Below are 21,103 nucleotides of genomic sequence, written 5' to 3'. Positions count from 1 at the left end.
TCCTCGGGAGGCGGCGTGTCCGGTACGAGCCAGGGGCCAGACAAGCCCGAGGGGCCGAACGAGCACGGCCTGATCCGCGGCCGCCACGAGACCCCCGACGAACGCGCCGACCGGCGCTGGAACGAGCTGATGCAGGAGATCCGGGTCGCCCAGACGGGTGTACAGATCCTCTTCGGCTTCCTCCTCACGGTCGTCTTCACCCCGCGCTTCCCCGAGCTGTCGGACACCGACCGGACGATCTACATCATCACGGTCTCGCTGAGCGCCGCTGCCACCGGCGCCCTCATCGGCCCGGTCTCCTTCCACCGCATGGTCGCCGGCCGCCGCATCAAACCCCGCGCGGTCATCTGGGCCTCCCGTCTCACCTTCGTGGGCCTGGTGCTCCTCCCGGCCACCCTGGGCGCCGCCCTTCTGCTCGTCCTCCGTGTGGCCACCGGCGCCGACTTCGTCCCCTGGCTCGTGGCCGGCCTCCTCGCCTGGTACCTCCTGTGCTGGTTCGTGCTCCCGATCTGGGTCCGCCACCGCCACACCTCAGGCCCTGACGCCTGACCCCTGTCACTCAGGCGGCCGCGAGGACCGTCTCCACCGTGTCCGCCTCAGCGGCCCTCTTGTCCGGGCGATGGCGCAGGACCCGGGCGAAGCGGAGGGTGACACCGGCGGGGTAGCGGGTGGAGCGCTGGAGGCCGTCGTAGGCGATCTCCACGACGAGTTCCGGGCGGACCCGGACGGTGTAGCCGTCGTCGGAGACGGCGAGTTCGGTGAGCCGCTCGGTCTGCCATCGGAGCATCTCGTCGGTGAGCCCCTTGAAGGTCTTGCCCAGCATGACGAAGGTGCCGTCCGCCGCGCGGGCGCCCAGGTGCAGGTTGGACAGGAGTCCGGTGCGGCGGCCGTGCCCGCGTTCCACGGCGAGAACAACCAGGTCGAGGGTGTGCACGGGCTTCACCTTCAGCCAGGTGCGGCCCCGCCGGCCGGCCACGTACGGGGCGTCGAGGGCCTTCACCAGGACGCCCTCGTGCCCACGGGCGAGGGCATCACGGAAGAAGCCCTCGGCCGCCTCGACGGCCTCCGGGACCACCGGTTCGGTGACCAGCGCCCGCCGCACCCGGAGGTGTTCCGGCAGCAACCGGGCGAGTACGGCGTGCCGTTCGTGTCCGGGGCGGTCGAGCAGCACCTCGTCGTCCGCCGCGAGCACGTCGAAGAAGACGGGCGTCAGCGGCAGGGCCGCCCGCGCGGTGGCCACGTCGGCCCGGGAGCCGACGCGGGAGGCGATGTCCTGGAAGGGCGACGGCCGTCCGGTCGCCGGATCGAGGGCGATCACCTCCCCGTCCAGGACCAGCCGGTCGCCCGACGCCTCCCGCACGGTGTCGACCACCTCGGGCAACCGCTCGGTGATGTCGTCGAGGGAGCGGGTGTACACCCGCACCTCGTCGCCGCGCCGGTGCACCTGGATGCGAATCCCGTCGAGCTTCTCCTCCACCGCGCACGGCCCGAGGGCCGCGACGGCCTCCGTGACGCTGCCCGCCGTGTGCGCGAGCATCGGCTGCACCGGCGTGCCGACCCGCAGCGTGAACGCCTCCAGAGCCGCCGGCCCCTCGGCGAGCACGGCCCGCGCGACCGGCGGCAGCGAGCCTTCGAGCATGACCGCCCGCCGCAGGTCCCCGGACGGCACCTCCGCCGCCCGGGCGACGCCTTCGAGCGCGACCGCGTCCAGCGCGCCCTGCCGGACCTCGCCGGACAGCAGCCGCAGCAGGAACTCCTGTTCCGCCGGCGTCGCCGCGCCGAACAGCCCGCGGACCAGCCTCAGCCGCCGGGCCTGCGCCCCCGATCCGGAGACGGCGGCCAGTTCGCTCATCGTCGCGTCGGTGCCCGCCAGGGTGAGCGCGGGCCGCCCCGCGGGCGGCACGGCCGGCGGCAGAACGTTCTTGAGCACACTCCAGCCGACCCCGATCCGCCCCTGGGGGAGGCGGCCGGACAGATAGGCGATGACGAGCGGGCTCTCCTCCGGCTCGGCCTGCGCGAACAGTTCGGCGAGCAGAGCGATCTTCCGGGACCGCGCCGACGTGGCGGCGACCTGCCCGGACACCTCCGCGACTCGGGCCAGGAGCATGGCCCCATCGTGCCCGCGCCCCCACCGCCCCGCACCCCGGCAGCCGCCTCACACGCCGGGCCCGGACGCCGACTCCTTCCGCCGGCGCAACCGGTCCAGCAGACTCCGCCGGACGCGTCTGCCGGGCGGCCTGGTGACCGCCGCCGGTCGCGGCGGCCACCGGTCGACGTGCCGGGCCCGGGGCACCGGAGCCGCCGCGGGCCACGGGCCCGCCTCCACAGCCGGACTCGGGACGGGCTCCGGCTGCGTGGCCGGGCCCGGAGGCGGGGCCGGGAGGGTGGGCCAGGCGCCCGGCCGCGGGGCCTCCCGCTCCGCGCGGGCCTCGTCCAGGGCGAGCGCAAGGCTCATCCGGTGCCAGAGGATCTCGTCGGGGTCGTCGGCGAGCATCAGCCGGTCGGCGATCTCCCGGGGCGTCGGGGTGTTCGGCCGCCAACTGGGCGGCGCGGGCCTCAGCCGCTCCAGCTGGGCCCGTTCATACGGGTCGTCGACGACCTCGGCCACATGGGACGGGTCGAGGAGCGAGGCGATCGCGGCCGCCCTCACCCAGGGGTCGTCGCTCGCCCGCAGCAGCATGCCGAGGCGCCGGGCGCGCCAGTTCCGGGGCCGCCAGTCGAGATGGTCGGCGTCCGCCTGCATGCGGACGTCCAGGGGCAGCCGCCCGGCGAGGAGCTGGGGATGGTTGAGCGCGAACTCGGTGAGTTCGGCGGCCGGGTAGAGCCAGACGACGGCCCGGTAGCGGTTGATGTAGAAGCGGACGGGGCTGAAGTGGCCCGTCCTCGCGAGGCGGGCGAAGCGGTCGCGGGTGACCGAGAGGAGTTCGGCGCCCTCCTTCGTACCGACGGCGCGGACCCGCTCCCGCAGTCCGGCGGGGAAGTCCGGGGCGCCCCGGAGCCGTTCGATCTCCTCCCTGGGCACGCGGCGGCGGACCGCCCTGTCCCCCGGGGCGGCGTCCGGGGCGCCGGGTGCCGGGCCCGGCACCGTACGGACGAGTCCGAGGTCGACGGCGAGCCGGAACTCGTCGCGCCTGAGCTCCAGTTCCGCGGCGGCGCGCGCCGGGGCGACGGCGCCCGCGGGCGCCGCGCCCCTCTCCTCCGGCCGCGCCGTTCCTGTCGTCTCGTGTGTGTTCATACGAGCGGTCCTCCCCCGTGCGTCGTGTCGTGTCGCGTGCTGCGAACACTTTCGGTGATGACCGTAACGCACAGTGACGACAGCTCGCCTGGCCTGTGGATAACGCCTGGAAGACGCCTAGAACTCGTCCGCTCCGCCCGGCTGCCGGGCCGCCACGCCCAGGTGCTCGCCGACGCGGTTCACCAGCAGCGTCATCTCGTAGGCGACCTGGCCCACGTCGGCCTCCGCGGCACTCAGGACGCACAGGCAGCTGCCCTCGCCCGCCGCGGTCACGAAGAGCAGGGCCTCGTCGAACTCGACCATGGTCTGCCGGGCGCGGCCCGCATCGAAGTGGCGGCCCGAACCGCGTGCGAGGCTGTGCAGTCCCGAGGAGACGGCGGCGAGGTGCTCGGCGTCCTCACGCTCGAGGCCGCTGCTCGCGCCCGTCACCAGGCCGTCGTTCGACAGCACGAGGGCGTGCCGTATCGAGCCGACCCGACGGGTCAGGTCGTCGAGAAGCCAGTCGAGTCCTCTGTCCAACGCCATGCGTGGTCCTCCCCCTGTGTGGTGCGTCCCCGTCGCCCCGTGGTCCCCGCGGCCCCGGGGTCGCGTGTCCTCGGCCGGCCACGCGAGTACCGGCCGACCGTCTTCCGGTCAGCCTTACGCACTGTCGTGGACAGGGCAAGCATCCGTCGCCATCCGCGTGCCGCCCGAAGGCCGCCGCGAGGCCGCCGCGACCGGCCGGGTCCCCCGTCAGCCCGAGGATCCCGCCGGCCCGGCCGTGCCCGCCGCGCCGACCGAGTCGAGCAGCCGGGCGGTGTGCATGCGGCCGGCGTACTCGACGAGCCGGATCAGCACCTCCTTGCCCGAGTCGCGGTCTCGGGCGTCGCAGAGCACGACGGGGGTGCCGCGGTCCAGGTCCAGGGCGCGCGAGACGTCGTGTGCGCCGTAGGCGCGGGCACCCGCGAAGCAGTTGACGGCGACGACGAAGGGCACACCGCGGTGCTCGAAGTAGTCGACGGCGGGGAAGCAGTCCTCCAGACGTCGGGTGTCGGCGAGGACGACGGCGCCGAGCGCGCCCTGCGACAGGTCGTCCCAGAGGAACCAGAAGCGGTCCTGGCCGGGTGTCCCGAAGAGATAGAGGGAGAGCCCGGCGCGGATGGTGATGCGGCCGAAGTCCATGGCCACGGTGGTGGTGTTCTTCTGGTCGACGCCTCCGGTGTCGTCCACGCTCTCGCCCACCCGGCTGAGACGTTCCTCGGTGCGCAGCGGGCGGATCTCGCTGACCGCGCCGACGAGGGTGGTCTTGCCGACGCCGAACCCGCCGGCGACCAGGATCTTCAGGGCGAGGGCGGTGGTGTCCGGGTCGCCCGCCGGGGTGCTCTCAGAGCGCTCGTAGGCCATCGATCACTTCTCTCAGGATCCGTTCGTCGGGCAGCTGTGCGGGCGGGACGGGTCTGCTGACCTTCACGAAGCCCGCTTCGAGGAGGTCTCCCAGGAGGACCCGGACCACCCCGACGGGGAGGTCGGCGTCGGCGGCGAGTTCGGCCACGGACTGGGTCTCGGCCCGGCACTGTGCGAGCAGGGCGCGGTGTTCGGGACCGAGCAGGGCCTCTTCGGCCCCGTCCGGCGGGTCGTCGTCGACGACGACCAGCGCGATGAGGTCGAACCGTACGTTGCTCGGTCCCGGTCTGGTCCGGCCGCCGGTCATGGCGTACGGCCGGACGAGCGGTCCGGCGTCGGCGTCGTACCACTGACTGCCCGGCACGGGCGGTCCGGCGCCGGGGCTGTCCTTGTTCATGAGGTCTCCGGGGTCCGGGTGTCCGGCGCGCCGACTGGCACGCGCGTGTGCGCGGGCGCCATGGGCGCGGTCAGCCCGCGGCCGGTGGGGTGACCGTGAGCCGGGGCGGCGTGTAGAGGTGCTCGCCGACGCGTTTGACGAGCCGGGCCATCTCGTAGGCGATGAGTCCGATGTCGGCGTGGATCCCGCTGAGGACGGCGAGGCAGGAACCGTCCCCGGCGGCGGCGACGAAGAGGAAGCCGTCGTCCATCTCGACCATGGTCTGGCGCACGCCGCCGGTGTGGAACTGCCGCCCGGCGCCCTTGGCGAGGCTGTGGAAGCCGGACGCGATGGCGGCCAGGTGCTCGGCGTCCTCGCGGCTGAGTCCGCTGGAGGCGCCGACGGCGAGGCCGTCGCTGGAGAGGACCACCGTGTGGCGGACGTCGCGGACACGCGTGACCAGGTCGTCCAGGAGCCAGTCCAGTTCCCCGGAGCGGTGGTGGGAAATCCTCTCGTGGTCGATCATTCGTCGTCTCCTTCACTGCCGGGTGCGCGGAATGCGGGGCGTTCGCCGGGGGGCGTGCCGGGCCCGGTCGTGCCGTGGCCGGTGCCGAGCGGGCGTCGGACGGGGGGTACGGGGGCGCCTGGGGCGGGGCCGCCGCCGCGGCTCCAGCCTTCGCGGTAGGCGGACATGCGGTCCCGTACCCGCTCGGGTGTCCGCTCGTCCGCACCGGTTCCGGCGCCGGCCGGATCGGTCCCCGGTCCGCCGGGGCCGGTGGGAGCCCCGGCTGGCGCCTCGCGCAGCTGCGGTACGAGGCTGGCCTGCCGTACGCGCCGGGGCAGGTCGGCGCCCGAGTCCTCGCCCGGCCCGCCGGAGTCGGCTCCCCGGGCGGCGGCTCGCCCGGAGTCGGCTCCCGTGGCGGGCGGCACGGACGGGTGCGGCGTGACGGGCTGGGCGGGCGTACGGGACGGGGCCGGGGCGAGGTTCCGGCCGCGCTGGCGCAGGGCGGTGACGGCGGCCGGGGGGCGTTCCGGGCCGGTGGATTCGGCCGGGTCGGCGGACTCGGCGGGCTCGTGCGGTGTGCGGGGACCGGGCAGGGACGGCGCCACCCCCGGTACCGGACCCGGGACGGGGGCCGGCATGGGGGCCGTGGGCCGCTCGGCCGACGCGTGGGCCCCGACCGCCGGCGCCGTGGGTTCCTCCTCCGGCACTGCGTTCTGGAGCAGGTCGGTGGGGAGCAGCACGACGGCGGTGGTGCCGCCGTACGGGGAGGTGCGGAGGTGGACCTTGACGGCGTGCCGGGAGGCGAGGCGGCTGACCACGAAGAGACCGAGCCGGTCGCTGTCGAAGAGGTCGAGGGCCTCGGACTGGGCGATCCGGGCGTTGGCCTCGGCGAGGGTCTCCCCGCCCATCCCGAGGCCGCGGTCCTCGATCTCCAGGGCGTAGCCGTTGCCGACGGGTTCGCCGCTGATCCGCACCTTGGTGTGGGGCGGGGAGAACTGGGCGGCGTTCTCGATGAGTTCGGCGAGCAGGTGGGTGAGGTCGGCGACGGCGCCGCCGACGACGGCGGTCTCGGGGAGCCGGCGCATCTCCACGCGCGCGTAGTCCTCGATTTCGGAGACGGCTGCGCGCACGACGTTGGTGAGGGGGACCGGCAGGCGCCAGGCGCGGCCGGGGGCGGAGCCGGAGAGGATGATGAGGCTCTCCGCGTGGCGGCGCATGCGGGTGGTGAGGTGGTCGAGCTTGAAGAGGTCGCCGAGTTCGTTCGGGTCGTCGGCGCGCCGTTCCATGCTGTCGAGCAGGTTGAGCTGACGGTGCACCAGGATCTGGCTGCGCCGGGCGAGGTTGACGAAGACTCCGGAGATGCCGCTGGCGAGTTCCGCCCGTTCGACGGCGGCGGACAGGGCCGCGCGGTGGACGGTGGTGAGGGCCTCGCCGACCTGGCCGATCTCGTCCTGCGGGGCGGGTCCGGGCGGGGCCTCTGCCCGGACGTCGATCTCCTCTCCGGCCCGCAGCCGGCGCATGGCGGCGGGAAGTTTACGGCGGGCGATCTCCAGAGCGCCGTTACGGAGGCTGATGAGTTCGACGACGAGGCCTCGGCCGATGCGTACGGAGATGACGAGGGAGGCGGCCACAGCGGCGAGGCCGAGGAGCACGGCGGCGCCGCCGGCGCTGAACGCGCCGCCGCCGAACGGGTCGTGGCGGGCGGCCGCGGCGGCGTGGGCGGCCTGCTCGATGCCGACGGTGCCCTCGCGGAGGAAGGAGTGGGCGCTGTCCCACTCCCCTGAGGTGACGGCCTGGGCGGCGCGCCGGCCGGGGGCGGCGGCGCGGACCCGGTCCTCGGCGGCCAGGAGTCGTCGGTAGTCCGGCTGGGCGGTGAGATTGCGCCAGTTGGTCCGCTGGGCCGCGGGCAGGTCGGCCGTGGCGGATTCGGTGAGGGTCCGGCGGGCCTCGACGGCGCCGCCGAAGGCACGCAGCCGGTCGGCGTCGAGCGAACCGGTGAGGTGCGCGGCGCCGAGGAGGGCGTCCTCGCGGGCGAGCTGTTCGCCGGCCCGGGCGAGTTCGAGCAGTACGCGGGCCTCGGCACCGGCCTCGGTGTCGTCGCCGGCGGCGAGAGCGCCGCCGATGCCGAGGCCGGTGCCGATGACGGCGGTGTACGCGTCGTAGAGGCGGTCGGCGTCCGCGCGGCCCTCGGCGGCCTCGGTGCGCAGCGCGCCGAGCGCCTCGGCCTGGCCCACGAAGGCGGCGAGACGGGCCGCGACGTCGCCGGGCAGGCTGCCGTTGTCGCCGACGGTGTGCCGGTCGTCGAGGCGGAGACGGGCGACGGCGGCGGCGCCGGCCCGGGCACGTTCCTCCAGTTCGGCGGAACGGGAGGTGCCGGGGGCGGCCGCCTGGCGTACCGCGGCGCGGCGCTCGTCCTGGAGGGCCGCGATCGCGAGGGTGACCGGCCCGCGGACCTCGGAGTCCACGGCCTGCAGGTGGCGGAGGCGGGCGATGTCCTGGGCGGTGGTGACGGTGGCGAAGCCCCACAGGGCGAGCAGCGAGACGACCGGGACCATGAGCAGCGACACGATCTTCGCGCGGACGGTACGGGGGCGGATGCCCCGGCCGCGCCGACGGGGCGCGGCCGGGGTGGGACTCGGGACCGCCGCGGCCCCGGCCGCGGGCGCGCGCGGTGCGAGCCCCGGGGAGGCCTCGGCACGGGGCGCCGTGCCGGCCCGGCCGGTGGGGGCGGGGCCCGCGGGTCCGCCGGTCGCCGGCTCGTCGGCGGGCGGCCCGGCGTGCGCACGGCGCCCGCGGGCCGCCGTCGGCGGCTGGGCGGGAGCCCCGGGGTCCGGGGTCCTGCGGGAAGTTCGCATGGCCTCCTCGTTCCTTCGTTCACGGACCCGATGGGGCGGCGGGACCCGCTGGTGCTGGGGATGGCGTTGGGTCGGCAGGGGTGACGGGAGCGGGCCGTGGGGACGGGCGGCCCGCCCGCGCGTCGGGCGGAACGGCGCGCTCGGCGCCGTAGCGGAGCGGTGTCAGGAGCCGGGTCGGGCGCCGGTGTCAGTGGGCCCTGGCATCGTGTGGCTCGGACGGGCTGTGCACCGGCCCCGACGGGTGGGCGCAGGCGGGGGCGACGGTCTGCCGGTGGGCCCGGTCGTCCGGCTCCGGCCGGAAGCCGGGAGGTGCGACGTCCACGGCGCGTTCGTCGGGTTCGGCCAGGCGCTCGGCGGAGGCGTAGGCGGCGCGTTCGCTCGCCGTCGGGGAGAGGGCGACGAAGGCGGAGGTGATGAACAGGTAGGAGCCGAGGCCGACGGCGAGCGGGAAGATGAACTGCATGACGGAGGCGCCGGGGAGGGGTTCGGCGGAGGGGCTGACGGTGACGTCGACGGCGAACATGCCGGTGTAGTGCATGCTGCTGACGGCGGCGCCCATGACGAGGGAGGCGAGGGCCACGGCCGCGGGGGCGTGGATGTTGAGGGCGGCCCAGAGGGCGGCGGTCGCGGCGACCACGGCGATGGCGACGGAGAGGGCGACGAGCGCGGGGTCGTAGTGCACCCGGCCGTGCAGATTGAGGGCGGCCATGCCCATGTAGTGCATGCTCGCCACGCCGACGCCCGTGGTCAGCCCGCCGATCAGGAGCGATCGGACCCGATCGCGGCCGTATCCGACGGCGAACACCCCGACGCCCGTGACACCCATCGCGATGAGCAGGCTGAGCAGGGTGAGGGGGACGTCGTAACGGATGTCGGTACCGGTGACGCCGAAGCCGAGCATCGCGACGAAGTGCATCGTCCAGATGCCGGTGCCGATCGCGGAGGCGGCGGTGAGCAGCCAGTTGCGGCGCGAGCGGCCGGTCGTGTCCAGGGCGCGTACGGTGCAGCGCAGTCCGAGGGCGGCGCCGATACAGGCCATCGCGTACGACAGCACAGGTGTCAGCCAGCCGTAGGTGGCGTGGTCCAGGTGTCCCATGGCTCCGGGACGCTAGTGCGCATCGGGGGGCGCACAGGGGGCGCATTTCGAAAGCTGATGGAATATGACGGAGAGATGTTCCCGAACGATCGCGGAAACCTCGAACGTGTGCACAGTTCGTTCACTCGGTCGGGCGACTTCGGAGGCGTTCCGTACCGAGAACTCACCCCCGCGGGCGACCGGGGCCTGAGGGATCATGGATCGCATGAGCGATGACCCCACACAGGTACGGGAGTTCTTCGGCGCGCGCGCCGCGCGCTGGGACACGAGGTTCCCCGACGACGGGCCGGCCTACGCCGCCGCCGTGGCGGACCTCGGGCTGCGCCCCGGCGACGCCGTGCTCGACGCCGGCTGCGGCACCGGCCGCGCGCTGCCGCCGCTGCGCGAGGCGGTCGGGCCCGCTGGCACGGTCCTCGGGGCGGACCTGACGCCCGAGATGCTCGCGGAGGCGGCGAAGGCGGGCCGGGACACGGCGGGCACGCTGCTGCTCGCGGACGTCGCCCGGCTGCCGCTGCGCGACGGCGGACTCGACGCCGTGTTCGGCGCGGGCCTGATCTCCCACCTCGCCGACCCGGACCGGGACCTGCGCGAACTGGCCCGCGTGGTGCGGCCCGGCGGGCGGCTCGCGCTCTTCCACCCGATCGGGCGCGCGGCCCTCGCCGCCCGGCACGGCCGGCAGATCACCGACGACGACCTGCGGGCCGAGCCCCGGCTGCGCCCGCTGCTTGCCCGTTCGGGGTGGGAGCTGGTCTCGTACACGGACGAGGACGACCGCTACCTCGCGCTCGCCGTGCGCCGTAAGGGGTGATCGCTCCGGCGGTCCGGTGATCACGCCGATGCCGGCCGCCGGTCTCGGGGCTCCCGGGCACTCGACGGGCGGGTTACTCACTGGTTAGGGTGCGCCGACGACCAGATGGGGAGGCTGACGTGGCCGAAACGGAATCCGCCGTGACCGGTGCGGAGACGGACGCCGCGACCGGGGACGACGGAGACGCGCTGTACGTGCTGACCGCGGCGCTGCTCACGCCCGCGCAGTTCCCCAGCGTGCTCGGCGACGACTACCCGGCGGCCTGCGCGACGCTGCGCCTCGAACCGTACGCCGAGGGCTACGGCCTGGTGCTCGGGCAGGACGGCACCGGCGCGCGCTGGACCGTGGTCGTCGACGACGTGTCGCTGGTCGCCGTCGCCATCGCCTCCTGGGACTGCGGCATGGCGTACGACCTCTCCCCCGACGACCGGTCGGTGGTGTCCGCGCTGCCCGGCTGGCCGCTCGCCGTCGCCACCGCCGCGCCCGGCCTGCCCGCACCCCACGACCCCGCGCCGGAGGACGGCGACCTGGAGCCGCTCGCCCCGCCCGCCGGCGACCGGTGGGGGCCGGCCCAGCGGCGCCTCGGCGCCGACATGGTGGCCCTGCAGTGGGCCGAGTGGCGCGCCAGGATCGGCGACGCGGCCGACGGCGCGGGGGCCGGCGAGGCCGCCGCCTCCGAGGCCGGCCGGGACGGTGACGCGGAGGCCGACCGCGACGGTGACGCGGAGGGCGGCGAGGACACCGATCCGTACACCGGCGTGCGGCGCGTCCTGGAGGAACTCGGCGGGTACGTCGAGCAGGCGCCGCCGGTCGGGCGGGTGCGGTCCAGCTTCGCCGGCGGCGAGGCCCGGATGCTCCGGGCCGACGGCCCCGGCTGGTCCCTGGTGGCGCGGACCGACGACATGGCCTTCGTGCTCCTCGACGACGAGCCGCACAAGGTGCTCCCGGTGACGCCCGGCCCCCGGCTGCCGGATCTGCTGCGGTCCCTCGACGCGATGGCGGTACGACCGAGCTGAGGGTGCCGCGCCCCGCAGGGACGCACGGGCCCCGAAGGCGGGGCGCGGGTCAGACCCGTGCGAGCGGGATGTGCGGCTCCGCCGGCAGTTCCACACGGATCGTGTCGCCGGGGCGCACCTCCCCTCCGGCCAGGACGACCGACATGATGCCCGCCTTGCGGACGATCCGGCCCTCTTCGTCGCGGCCGACGACCTGCTTCAGGAGCCCGTGCCGGAAGTCGTCGATCTGGGCGCAGGGGTTGCGCAGGCCGGTGACCTCGACGACCGCCTCGGGGCCGAGGTGGAGCCGGGTGCCGGTGGGCAGGCCGAGCAGGTCGACGCCCCGGGTGGTGACGTTCTCGCCGAGGTCGCCGGGGGCGACCTCGAAGCCGGCGCCCGCCACCTCGTCGAAGAGCTCGGCATGGATCAGGTGGACCTGGCGCAGGTTGGGTGCGGTCGGGTCCTTGGCCACCCGCGAGCGGTGCTTGACGGTGACGCCGGAGTGCACGTCGCCCGCCACGCCCAGGCCGGCCAGGAGCGTGATGCTCTCCCGGTTGGGCTTGGTGAACGAGTAGACGCCGTTGCTGCTGACCGTCGTGACGGTGCCTTGGCTCATCGGACAGAGCTCCCCTTCTCTGTTGTCGGTGTCGCGCCCCCGACCCTACGCGGCGTCCTGCTCGCGCAGCGGGGCGCCCACCTCGTGCAGGTGGCCGAGGGCCTGACGGTAGGAGTCGACGAAGCCGGTCTCGGTGTAGGGGATGCCGAGTTCGCGGCAGTGGGCGCGGACGGCGGGCTGGGCGAGGCGCAGGTGCGGGCGGGGCATGCTGGGGAAGAGGTGGTGCTCGATCTGGTAGTTGAGGCCGCCGAGGAACCAGTCGGTGAGGCGGCCGCCCCGGATGTTGCGCGAGGTGAGGACCTGGCGGCGCAGATGGCCCCAGGAGTCGCCGTCGGCATGCGCGTCGGGCATCTCCATGCCCTTGTGGTTGGGGGCGAAGGCCATGCCCAGGTGGACGCCGAGCAGCATCTGGTGGAGCAGCGCGAAGACGAGGGCCTGGAGCGGGCCGAGCAGGGTCAGCAGCAGGGCGGCGTAGCCGGCGAGGTGGGCGAGGAGCAGGGCGCCCTCCAGGAGGCGTTCGCGCCGGGTGCGGTACGGCCCCGGGGACGAGAGCAGGGCCTGCACGCCGTACACCTTGAGCGCGATGCCCTCCAGGGTGGTCAGCGGGAAGAACAGCCAGGCCTGGTGGCGGGTGAGCCAGCGGCGCAGGCCGGTGCGGCCGGCGGTCTGATGGGCGGCGAAGACGAGGATGTCGGCGGCGACGTCCGGGTCCTTGTCGAGGTGGTTGGGGTGGGCGTGGTGGCGGTTGTGCTTGTCGTTCCACCATTCGCGGCTCATGCCGAGGAGCAGATTCGCGTGCACGAGCTGGACGGCGCGGCCGAGCCGGCGGTTGCCGGTGACCTGGGCGTGGCCGGCGTCGTGGCCGATGAAGGCGGCGCGGGCGGACAGCAGGGCGAGCGGCGGCGCGAGCAGCAGTGCCCACCAGGACGGACCGAGGAGGACGAGGCCGGTGACGACGGCGGCGATGCCGAGCAGGTTGACCGCCATGTCGCGGGCGTACCAGCCGGGGCGGCGTTCGAGCAGGCCCTTTTCCTTGATGGTGCGCAGGAGTGGCGCGAACTCGCTGCCGCCGTTCCTGCGCGGGGTGCGGGCGGCGCTCGCCGAGGGCGGCGGGGCGGGCGCGGCGAGGGTCGCGGTGGCCTGGGGCATGGCGGTCTCCGGGGTCCGTTGAGTTCCGTGGAGGTGCGGGGAGGGGCCGTCGCGCGAGCCGCGCCGGCTACCGAAAACGTACGGATCGGTGATCGTCCGCGACCATGGCGTCACCACCCGGACCTGTTCGGGGGAGGTCCCGGGGGCGAGGGTGGGGCCTTCCCCACCGCCAGGTCGATCGTGACGAGCATCACGCCCGAGAGATGCGCGGGAGGGTGAACGGATGGGGTATCCTCAGCGGCTCGACATCAGTAGTCAAATTTGAGGAATGCGTTGTCGCAGTCTCCGTCGCAGTCGCTCCCGTCCTCGACCCAGCACACCACCTCGGGTGAACTCGCCCGCTGCTCCGCCCTGTTCCTGCCCGCCGAACCTCCGCGCGCGGGCCACATCGCCTTCTGGTCCCCCGATGGAACGCCCGTGGGGCCGCCGGGCGCCGAACCGACGCTCCTCGACGTCGTCGACCTCGTCGACGGCGAGGTGCAGTCGGTGACCGTGCCCGCGCTCCTCCTCTCCGTACGAGAGGCACTGCCGCTCCTCGTCCGGGCGCGGTCCGCCGCGGACGCCTCGCCGTCGGCGGCGTTCTGGGGCGCGGCCGCGCTGTTCTCGCTGGACCTGGTGGCCCGGGGTCTGCTGCTGCCCGGGCTCACCGCCGGGGATCTGGACGCCTGGCGGGTCGGCCCGCTGGGCGCCGAGGAGGTGGCCGCGCTGCGCGACCTCGCCGCCTCGATGCCGCCCTCGGCCCACGCCGTACCGCTCCCCGCCGACCCCGCCGAAGACACCGAAGACACCGAAGACACCGACGCCGAACTGCTCCTGCCCGAACCCGAAGAACTGCTGCGGGCGTTCGCCGACGCCGTCGCCGACGTGCTGCCGCGCACCCCGGCCGCCCCGCTGGCTGCGGGCGGTCCGGCCTTCGCCGCCGACGAGGAACGCGCGGAGCCGGCGCCGTTGCCGGGGCAGCGCGCCTGGGCGGCGGACGTGGCCGCCGGGCACGACGCCGGTGTACGGCTGTCGCTGCGCGTCGAGTTGGTGACGGCCGGCGGCGCGCCGGCCGAAGCCGCCGACGAGGCGCCGGCGTTCCGTGCGGTGCTGCAGATGCACGCCGTCGCCGACCCGGCGCTGGTCGCGGACGCGGCGGCCGTGTGGGCGGGCACGGCACCGACGGGCGCGGGCGGTGCGGGTGGCACCGCGTTCGGGCCGCGCGCCCGGATGGACGCGCTGCTCGCGCTGCGCCGGGCCGCCCGCGCGTGGCCCCCGCTCTCGCCGCTGCTCACGGCGGCGGTGCCGGACGCCGTCGACCTCGCCGACGAGGAGGTCGCCGAACTCCTCGGCCCGGCCGCCCGTGCGCTCGCCGCCACCGGCGTACGGGTGCACTGGCCGCGCGAACTCGCCCACCGGCTCACCGCACGCGCCGTGATCGGCCTGCCCGAAGGCCCCGACGGCCCCGACGGGGCCGAGGACTCCCCCGGCGGCCCGGTCAAGGGCGGCGACGCGCTGCCCTCCTTCCTCTCCGCCGACAGCCTGCTCGCCTTCAACTGGCGATACGCGATCGGCGACCGCGACCTGACGCGCGCCGAGTTGGACCGGCTCGCCGAGGCAGGCCGGCCGCTGGTGCGGCTGCGCGACCAGTGGGTGCTCGTCGACCCCGAGGAGCTGCGGCACGCCCGGGCGCGCCAGGACCACAAGCTCACCCCGGTCGACGCGCTCGGCGCCGTACTGACCGGCAGCACCGAGATCGACGGGCGCCGTGTCGAGGTCCGGGCCACCGGCGCCCTCGAGCGGCTGCGGGAACGGCTCGCCGACCCCGAAGGCGATTCGGGCGGCGAGCCGGAGCTCGCCCAGCCCGCCGCGCTGGCCGCGACACTGCGCGACTACCAGCTGCGCGGACTGCGCTGGCTGGACCGGATGACCTCGCTCGGCCTCGGCGGCTGCCTCGCCGACGACATGGGCCTGGGCAAGACCATCACCCTCATCGCACTCCATCTGCACCGGCAGACCGACCCGGCCACGGCCGGGCCGACCCTGGTGGTCTGCCCGACCTCGCTGATGGGCAACTGGCAGCGCGAGATCGAGAGGTTCGCGCCGGGCACGCCCGTGCGACGCTTCCACGGCGCGACCCGTTCCCTGGACGGGCTCGCGGGCGACGGGCTCGCCGACGAAGGCTTCGTCCTCACCACGTACGGCACGATGCGGCTCGACGCGGCCCGGCTCGCCGGACAGGCGTGGGGGCTGGTCGTCGCGGACGAGGCGCAGCACGTCAAGAACCCGTACTCGGCGACCGCGCGGGCGCTGCGCACGGTCGGTTCCAAGGCGCGGGTGGCACTGTCCGGCACACCGGTCGAGAACAACCTCTCCGAGCTGTGGGCGATCCTCGACTGGACGACGCCGGGGCTGCTCGGCGGGCTCGGCGCGTTCCGCAGGCGGTACGCCTCCGCCGTCGAGGGCGGCGCCGACCCGGCCGCGGCGGCCCGGCTCGCCGCGCTGGTGCGCCCGTTCCTGCTGCGGCGGCGCAAGTCCGACCCGGGCATCGCGCCCGAACTGCCGCCCAAGACGGAGACCGACCACACCGTGGCGCTCACCACCGAACAGGCCGGGCTCTACGAGGCGGTGGTGCGGGAGATTCTCACCACGATCGCCGAGGCCGACGGCATGGAGCGGCGCGGGCTCGTGGTGAAGCTGCTCACCGGGCTCAAGCAGATCTGCAACCACCCCGCGCAGTACCTGAAGGAGGAGCGCCCGCGCATCGACGGACGCTCGGGAAAGCTGGAGCTGCTCGACGAGCTGCTCGACACGATCCTGGCGGAGCGGGCGAGCGTGCTCGTCTTCACGCAGTACGTGTCGATGGCGCGGATTCTGGAGGAGCACCTCGCGGCGCGCGGCGTGCCCACCCAGTTCCTGCACGGTGGCACGCCGGTCGCCGAGCGGGAGGCGATGGTCGCCCGGTTCCAGGCGGGCGAGGTGCCGGTCTTCCTGCTGTCCCTGAAGGCGGCGGGCACCGGCCTCAACCTGACCCGGGCGGAGCACGTCGTGCACTACGACCGCTGGTGGAACCCGGCGGTGGAGGCGCAGGCGACCGACCGCGCCTACCGGATCGGGCAGACCCGGCCCGTGCAGGTGCACCGGCTGGTCGCCGAGGGCACGGTGGAGGACCGGATCGCGGCCATGCTGGAGCGCAAGCAGGCCCTTGCCGACGCCGTGCTCGGCGCGGGCGAGGCCGCGCTCACCGAGCTGACCGACGCCGAACTGGCCGAACTGGTGCGGCTGCGCGGCGAGGAGGACGCCCGATGAACGCCTACGGGGACGCCGAGAACGGCGACGAGAGCACCTACGCGTACGAGAACGGGAGCGGGAGCGGGAACGCCGGCGAGAACGCGAGCGCGAGGGCAAGCGGCGACGGGAAGGGGCACATGGGCGGGAACGTGGGTCGGGGCGGCGAGGAGCGGACCTTCGCGGCGCTGCCGCCGTCCGGCAGCGGGGCGTTCGCCCGCACCTGGTGGGGCCGGGCGTGGCTGCAGGCGCTCGAGGACACGGCGCTCGACGGCCAACAGCTGAAGCAGGGCCGTCGGCACGCGCGGGCCGGGGCGGTCGGCGCGGTAAACGTGCGCCCCGGCCGGATCACGGCCGTGGTGCAGGACCGGGACGGCACGGCGTACCGCAGCGACGTGCTGCTGCAGGAGCTGTCCGAGCCGGAGTGGGACACGCTGATCGACCTGGCCGTGGACAGCGCCGGGCACATCGCGGCGCTGCTCGACCGCGAGATGCCGCCGCACCTGGTGGAGGACGCGGCGGCGGCCGGGCTCGACCTGCTGCCGGGCATCGGCGACCTGGAGCCGGAGTGCGGCTGCGAGGCCTGGGACCACTGCCCGCACACCGCGGCCCTGTGCTACCAGGTGGCGCGGCTGCTCGACGAGGATCCGTTCGTGCTGCTCCTGATGCGGGGGCGGGGCGAGCGGGCGGTGATCGAGGCACTCCAGGAGCGGAGCGCGGAGCGGCTCGCCGATCCGGCGGGCGAGCGCGGCACGGTGGCCGGTGCGGGGCCCCGTACCGGCGGGCGGTCCGGCGTGTCGGCGGCGGAGGCGTTCGCCGCGGGCGGCATCCTGCCGCCGCTGCCGGACCCGCCGGATCCGGCGGAGGCGCCGGGCGAGCCGCCGTCCCTGGACACCGAGACCGAACCGGAACCGGGCCTGGACCCGGCGGCGCTGGAGTTCCTGGCGGCGGACGCGGCAGCCCGCGCCCACCGGCTCCTCACCGGGTCCGCCTCCTTCGACGACCCTCCGCTGACGCCCGCTCAGGACGCGGTCCGGCTCGCCGCCGGCTCGCCCGCCTCCTGGCTCGCCACCCGCCTGGCGACCGGTTCGGGCCGCACCCGCCCCGAGCTCGCCCTCGCGGTCCGGGCCTGGCGCATGGGCGGCCCGGCCGGTCTCGCGGTCCTGGCGGAGGACTGGATCCCGGGCCCGGAGGCGCTGCGCCGCGCCGAGACGCAGCTCGCCGAGGCATGGGAGGAAGACGAGCGCCCTGCCCTGCTCCCGTCCGGCCCGGCCCGCTGGACCGTGGACGGCACCGGACTGCAGCTGCGCCTCGGCGAGGACGGCCGCTGGTGGCCGTACCGCGAGGAGCCGGCCGGCTGGGCCCCGGCGGGCCCGCCGGACCCGGACCCGGCGGCGGCGCTGGCGGGGGCGGCGGGCGTCTGAGTCTCCGAGCTCCCGCCCCCGGCATCACCGCAGGCGCGCCGTCAGCTTCCGCCCGCTGTCCGAGAGGACGGCGAGGCTGCAGGCGACCGTGTCCTCGCCGAGCAGGTAGCTGGTGCGGTACGGGTACTGGACGAAGGTGGCCCAACGGGTGCCGAGCGGCTGGAGGGCGGCCTTGGCGCGCAGCGGGGCGCGGCACAGGGTGGCCGCCGCTTCCCGTACGGCGTCGTCGTCGGCGTACCGGCCGGTGAGGGTGAGCCGGGCGACGAGTTCGGCGTCGTGCGGAGTGTGGCAGGCGCGGGGGACGACGGTGCCGGGCGCGTCGCGGTCGATGTCGAAGCAGTCGCCGACGCGCAGCACGTCGTACGGGCGGGCCGCGGTGGTGCGGGGCCGGGGGCTGGTGGTGCCGGGGGCGGGCGTTCCGGTCGTGGCCGGGTGCGCGGGGCGGGCGTGGTTCGTGCCGGGCGCGGCGGTGGGGCGGGCGCTGCGGGTGGGCTGGGGCGAGGGGGTGCCGGTGCGCGCGGCGGGGGTCCGTCCGGGCGGCGGGACGGACGTGCCCGCCGTGTCGCGGGCGGCGGCGGTGGTGTCGGGGACGGCCGGCGCGGGAGCGGTCGCGGTGGCGCGCGCGTGGCCGTCGGCGGTCCCGCCGCGCGCGGTGACGGAGACGGAGAGCGCCAGGACCGCCGCGAGCGCGGCGACCGGCAGGACGACGACGCCCGGCCGTCTCGGTGGCCGGGCGTCGCGGGACGGGGTTTCCGTCGGCGGGTGGAGCATGGGATCCAGGGTCACCCGACCGCGCCCATGTGGCGACCGATACCGGTGAGTTGGGCGGCGCCCGTACAGAACCGTGACAATCCGGCGGCGTGGGCGGGATCCGCGCCGTGCCCCCGTGATGTCTGCCGTCCCATGGGTGCGTCCGGCCCTAGCGGGCGGCGAGGCCGAGCTGCCGCTCGGCGGCGTCGACGGTCTGGGCGAGCAGGACGGCGATGGTCATCGGGCCGACGCCGCCGGGGACGGGGGTGATGAGGGAGGCGCGCTCGGCGGCGCTGTCGAAGTCGACGTCGCCGACGTTGCCCGGGTTGTAGCCGGCGTCGATGACCACGGCGCCGGGCTTGATGTCCTCGCCCTTGATGAAGTCGGGCTTGCCGACGGCGGCGACGAGGATGTCGGCCTCGCGGACGGCGGCGGAGAGGTCGGTGGTGCGGGAGTGACAGTAGGTGACGGTGGCGTCGCGGCCGAGGAGCAGCAACCCGGCGGGCTTGCCGAGGATGGCGCTGCGGCCGACGACCACGGCACGCTTGCCGCTGAGCTCGACGTCGTACGCGTCGAGCAGCCGCATGATGCCGCCGGGGGTGCAGGAGACGAAGCCGGGCAGGCCGAAGCCCATGGCGGCGAAGGAGGTCATGGTGACGCCGTCGACGTCCTTCTCGGGGGCGATGGCCTCGAAGGCGGCGCGCTCGTCGATGTGCGGGCCGACCGGATGCTGGAGCAGGATGCCGTGCACGTCGGGGTCCTCGGAGAGCGCGGTGATCGCGGCGACGAGTTCCTCGGTGGTGGTCTCGGCGGGCAGCTCGACGTGCCGGGAGCGGATTCCGGCCTTCGCGCAGCGGTTCTGCTTCATCTTCACGTACGTGACGGAGGCGGGGTCCGCACCCACGAGGACGGTGGCGAGGCAGGGGGTGGTGCCGGTGCGGCGGGTGATCTCGGCGGCGCGGGCGGCGGTCTCCTCGACCGTGCGGCGGGCGAGCGCGGTGCCGTCCATGAGACGTGCGGTGCTGGTGGACATGGGAGCTCCTGAGCGTCGTCGCTGACCGGTTGATCGCCCAGGCGCACGGCAGTGGCACGGCCGCGTGGAACGCGCGCGTCCGCCGGGCCGCTCCCCGGTGGTGATCCACCTCAAGCGCCAGTCACGGCCCGCGCACCACTCTACGTGACGCCCAGGTGAGAGCTGTCCGTCAGGCATCGGTCAGGACGCATATGCGGGCCGGTCCGGACGCTTGTCGAGGCGCCGTGCGCGCATGACGATGGCGTCCACGGTGCGGACGACCTCGATGGGGAGGCCGAGTTGATCGAGACGACGTCGGCGGACACGGACGGTGCGGCGGTGCGGCGGGCGCACGAGGCGTTCACGGCGGGCGGCCCGCTCGGGGCGCACCCGGACACCCCGCCCGTACGGCCGCTGGTCGCCGAGTCCTGGCGGCGTTCGGCACGGGCGCGGGTGAGTCCGGACGGCGCGGCGCGGGTGGAGCTGGACGAGGAGGAGCTCGCGGGGCACCGGGAGGGGCATCCGCTGGCGGCGGCGATGCCGGTGGTGCGGGAGCTGATGGGGGCGTACGCGCGGGACGGCGAGCATCTGCTCGCCGTGTGCGACGCGGCGGGCCGGATGCTGTGGGTGGAGGGGCATCCGAGGACGCTGCGGCTCGCGCAGGGGATGAACTTCGTCGCCGGGGCGCGCTGGTCGGAGTCGGCGGCGGGGACGAACGCCCCGGGGACGGCCATGGCGGTGGACCGGCCGGTGCAGGTGTGCGCGGCGGAGCACTTCCGGCGGCCGGTGCAGGCGTGGACGTGCGCGGCGGCGCCGGTGCACGATCCGCACAGCGGGCGGCTGCTCGGCGCGGTGGACATCACCGGCGGGGCGGGGCTCGCGCATCCGCACAGCCTGGCGTTCGTGCAGGCGGTGGCGCGGGCGGCGGAGTCGCAGCTGGCGCTGGTCTCCCCCGGCCCGGCGGCGGCCCGGCCCCGGCTCAGCGCGCTCGGCCGGGACGAGGCGCTGCTGCAGGTGGCGGGGCGGCGGCTGCGGCTGAGCCGCCGGCACAGCGAGATCCTGGTGATCCTGGCGCACCGCCCGGAGGGCGTGCCGGGGGACGAGCTCCTCACGCTGTTGTACGAGGACGAGTCCGTCACGCCGGTCACGCTGCGGGCGGAGCTGTCCCGGCTGCGGGGCCTGCTCGGCCCGGAGTTCCTGGCCTCGCGTCCGTACCGGCTGACCGAGGAGGTCGACGCCGACTTCGCAGCGGTGGACCGGCGGCTGTCCTCGGGGGCGGTGGCGACGGCACTCGGCGGATACGCGGGGCCGCTGTTGCCGTCCTCGTACGCGCCGGGGGTCGTACGGCTGCGGGAGCGGCTCGCCGGCCGGCTGCGGGCGGCCCTCGTGGACCGGGGCGATCCGGGGCTGCTCGCGGACTGGGCGTACAGCGCGTGGGGCGAGGACGACGTGGCGGTGTGGCGGGCGCTCGCCTCGGCCGTACCGGCGGCCCAGGCGCCCGCGGTACGGGCCCGGCTGGCCGCCCTGGACGCGGAACTGTCCTCGGGCGCAACGGGGTTGCAACGTCGGGGCGCGCACCATCGGCCGTGAACGCCGGCCGAGGGCGGCCGGCGCGGTCCGAAGGAGGTCCTG

Annotated in this window: 17 protein-coding genes, 1 pseudogene and 1 riboswitch; of the genes and pseudogenes, 6 read left to right on the top strand and 12 right to left on the bottom strand. The window is 75.4% G+C overall.

Annotated elements, in window-relative coordinates; all coding sequences use genetic code 11:
- Positions 1–15 precede the first annotated feature (15 nt).
- Entirely contained in the window at positions 16–549 is a 534-nt protein-coding gene (locus AB0M18_RS20185) for a DUF6328 family protein (protein WP_365759810.1), read from the top strand.
- A gap of 10 nt (positions 550–559) precedes the next feature.
- On the opposite strand, the gene AB0M18_RS20180 is transcribed toward AB0M18_RS20185, so the two are convergent.
- From AB0M18_RS20180 to AB0M18_RS20145, 8 genes and pseudogenes are all read right to left on the bottom strand, one after another.
- Positions 560–2,107, bottom strand: a complete 1,548-nt coding sequence (locus tag AB0M18_RS20180) for an ATP-dependent DNA ligase (protein WP_365759808.1) — start codon at positions 2,105–2,107, stop codon at positions 560–562.
- A gap of 48 nt (positions 2,108–2,155) precedes the next feature.
- Positions 2,156–3,235 carry a DUF6397 family protein gene (locus AB0M18_RS20175; RefSeq protein WP_365759806.1) on the bottom strand — a complete coding sequence of 360 codons (1,080 nt, stop codon included), beginning with the start codon at positions 3,233–3,235 and terminating at the stop codon, positions 2,156–2,158.
- 117 nt (positions 3,236–3,352) lie between these two features.
- The gene (locus tag AB0M18_RS20170; protein ID WP_365759804.1) at positions 3,353–3,760 is read right to left on the bottom strand and encodes a roadblock/LC7 domain-containing protein; all 408 of its coding nucleotides are present in this window, start codon (positions 3,758–3,760) and stop codon (positions 3,353–3,355) included.
- A gap of 207 nt (positions 3,761–3,967) precedes the next feature.
- Complete coding sequence (locus AB0M18_RS20165) at positions 3,968–4,618, bottom strand: ATP/GTP-binding protein (RefSeq protein ID WP_365759802.1); 651 nt, start codon at positions 4,616–4,618, stop codon at positions 3,968–3,970.
- On the bottom strand, positions 4,599–5,015 hold the full coding sequence (locus tag AB0M18_RS20160; RefSeq protein ID WP_365759800.1) for a DUF742 domain-containing protein: 417 nt from the start codon (positions 5,013–5,015) through the stop codon (positions 4,599–4,601). Before AB0M18_RS20160 ends, AB0M18_RS20165 begins: the two co-directional genes overlap by 20 nt.
- Before the next feature lie 70 nt (positions 5,016–5,085).
- Positions 5,086–5,520: a roadblock/LC7 domain-containing protein gene (locus tag AB0M18_RS20155; RefSeq protein ID WP_365759798.1), complete on the bottom strand. Its 435-nt coding sequence runs from the start codon at positions 5,518–5,520 to the stop codon at positions 5,086–5,088.
- Positions 5,517–8,354, bottom strand: coding sequence for a nitrate- and nitrite sensing domain-containing protein (locus tag AB0M18_RS20150; RefSeq protein WP_365759795.1), 2,838 nt, complete (start codon positions 8,352–8,354; stop codon positions 5,517–5,519). The genes AB0M18_RS20155 and AB0M18_RS20150 overlap by 4 nt, the downstream gene beginning before the upstream one ends.
- A gap of 334 nt (positions 8,355–8,688) precedes the next feature.
- A pseudogene (locus tag AB0M18_RS20145) lies at positions 8,689–9,450 on the bottom strand (MHYT domain-containing protein); the annotation flags it as partial.
- Between the two features lie 205 nt (positions 9,451–9,655).
- On the opposite strand from AB0M18_RS20145, the gene AB0M18_RS20140 reads away from it, so the two are divergent.
- On the top strand, positions 9,656–10,258 hold the full coding sequence (locus AB0M18_RS20140; protein ID WP_365759793.1) for a methyltransferase domain-containing protein: 603 nt from the start codon (positions 9,656–9,658) through the stop codon (positions 10,256–10,258).
- A 140-nt stretch (positions 10,259–10,398) separates the two neighbouring features.
- Positions 10,399–11,274: a hypothetical protein gene (locus AB0M18_RS20135; RefSeq protein ID WP_365760184.1), complete on the top strand. Its 876-nt coding sequence runs from the start codon at positions 10,399–10,401 to the stop codon at positions 11,272–11,274.
- Between the two features lie 49 nt (positions 11,275–11,323).
- Here AB0M18_RS20135 and AB0M18_RS20130 read toward each other — a convergent pair whose 3' ends face one another.
- Positions 11,324–11,869 carry an MOSC domain-containing protein gene (locus tag AB0M18_RS20130; RefSeq protein ID WP_365759790.1) on the bottom strand — a complete coding sequence of 182 codons (546 nt, stop codon included), beginning with the start codon at positions 11,867–11,869 and terminating at the stop codon, positions 11,324–11,326.
- Positions 11,870–11,914: 45 nt separating this feature from the next.
- Positions 11,915–13,018: an acyl-CoA desaturase gene (locus AB0M18_RS20125; protein ID WP_365759788.1), complete on the bottom strand. Its 1,104-nt coding sequence runs from the start codon at positions 13,016–13,018 to the stop codon at positions 11,915–11,917.
- Between the two features lie 273 nt (positions 13,019–13,291).
- Between AB0M18_RS20125 and AB0M18_RS20120 the strand changes: the two genes are divergently transcribed.
- Both AB0M18_RS20120 and AB0M18_RS20115 read left to right on the top strand, forming a co-directional pair.
- Positions 13,292–16,306, top strand: coding sequence for a DEAD/DEAH box helicase (locus tag AB0M18_RS20120; protein WP_365759786.1), 3,015 nt, complete (start codon positions 13,292–13,294; stop codon positions 16,304–16,306).
- A gap of 119 nt (positions 16,307–16,425) precedes the next feature.
- Positions 16,426–17,709, top strand: coding sequence for an SWF or SNF family helicase (locus tag AB0M18_RS20115; protein WP_365760183.1), 1,284 nt, complete (start codon positions 16,426–16,428; stop codon positions 17,707–17,709).
- A 24-nt stretch (positions 17,710–17,733) separates the two neighbouring features.
- Here AB0M18_RS20115 and AB0M18_RS20110 read toward each other — a convergent pair whose 3' ends face one another.
- Both AB0M18_RS20110 and AB0M18_RS20105 read right to left on the bottom strand, forming a co-directional pair.
- The gene (locus tag AB0M18_RS20110; RefSeq protein ID WP_365759784.1) at positions 17,734–18,480 is read right to left on the bottom strand and encodes a hypothetical protein; all 747 of its coding nucleotides are present in this window, start codon (positions 18,478–18,480) and stop codon (positions 17,734–17,736) included.
- A 148-nt stretch (positions 18,481–18,628) separates the two neighbouring features.
- Positions 18,629–19,492: a bifunctional 5,10-methylenetetrahydrofolate dehydrogenase/5,10-methenyltetrahydrofolate cyclohydrolase gene (locus AB0M18_RS20105; protein WP_365759782.1), complete on the bottom strand. Its 864-nt coding sequence runs from the start codon at positions 19,490–19,492 to the stop codon at positions 18,629–18,631.
- Between the two features lie 28 nt (positions 19,493–19,520).
- Positions 19,521–19,627, bottom strand: a riboswitch (ZMP/ZTP riboswitch).
- Between the two features lie 144 nt (positions 19,628–19,771).
- Between AB0M18_RS20105 and AB0M18_RS20100 the strand changes: the two genes are divergently transcribed.
- Positions 19,772–21,061, top strand: a complete 1,290-nt coding sequence (locus AB0M18_RS20100; RefSeq protein WP_365759780.1) for a GAF domain-containing protein — start codon at positions 19,772–19,774, stop codon at positions 21,059–21,061.
- The last annotated feature ends 42 nt before the right edge of the window (positions 21,062–21,103 follow it).

The sequence above is a fragment of the Streptomyces sp. NPDC051909 genome (assembly GCF_040681095.1).
Lineage (GTDB): Bacteria > Actinomycetota > Actinomycetes > Streptomycetales > Streptomycetaceae > Streptomyces.
The sequence above is the reverse complement of the archived record's forward strand: the minus strand, read 5'-3'. Positions and strand labels throughout refer to the sequence as shown.

Coding starts and splice junctions, on each gene's coding strand:
- AB0M18_RS20150 (WP_365759795.1), bottom strand. CDS start 8,354: ATGCGAACTTCCCGCAGGACCCCGGACCCCGGGGCTCCCGCCCAGCCG.
- AB0M18_RS20155 (WP_365759798.1), bottom strand. CDS start 5,520: ATGATCGACCACGAGAGGATTTCCCACCACCGCTCCGGGGAACTGGAC.
- AB0M18_RS20125 (WP_365759788.1), bottom strand. CDS start 13,018: ATGCCCCAGGCCACCGCGACCCTCGCCGCGCCCGCCCCGCCGCCCTCG.
- AB0M18_RS20110 (WP_365759784.1), bottom strand. CDS start 18,480: ATGCTCCACCCGCCGACGGAAACCCCGTCCCGCGACGCCCGGCCACCG.
- AB0M18_RS20170 (WP_365759804.1), bottom strand. CDS start 3,760: ATGGCGTTGGACAGAGGACTCGACTGGCTTCTCGACGACCTGACCCGT.
- AB0M18_RS20105 (WP_365759782.1), bottom strand. CDS start 19,492: ATGTCCACCAGCACCGCACGTCTCATGGACGGCACCGCGCTCGCCCGC.
- AB0M18_RS20130 (WP_365759790.1), bottom strand. CDS start 11,869: ATGAGCCAAGGCACCGTCACGACGGTCAGCAGCAACGGCGTCTACTCG.
- AB0M18_RS20160 (WP_365759800.1), bottom strand. CDS start 5,015: ATGAACAAGGACAGCCCCGGCGCCGGACCGCCCGTGCCGGGCAGTCAG.
- AB0M18_RS20175 (WP_365759806.1), bottom strand. CDS start 3,235: ATGAACACACACGAGACGACAGGAACGGCGCGGCCGGAGGAGAGGGGC.
- AB0M18_RS20140 (WP_365759793.1), top strand. CDS start 9,656: ATGAGCGATGACCCCACACAGGTACGGGAGTTCTTCGGCGCGCGCGCC.
- AB0M18_RS20115 (WP_365760183.1), top strand. CDS start 16,426: ATGGGCGGGAACGTGGGTCGGGGCGGCGAGGAGCGGACCTTCGCGGCG.
- AB0M18_RS20165 (WP_365759802.1), bottom strand. CDS start 4,618: ATGGCCTACGAGCGCTCTGAGAGCACCCCGGCGGGCGACCCGGACACC.
- AB0M18_RS20180 (WP_365759808.1), bottom strand. CDS start 2,107: ATGCTCCTGGCCCGAGTCGCGGAGGTGTCCGGGCAGGTCGCCGCCACG.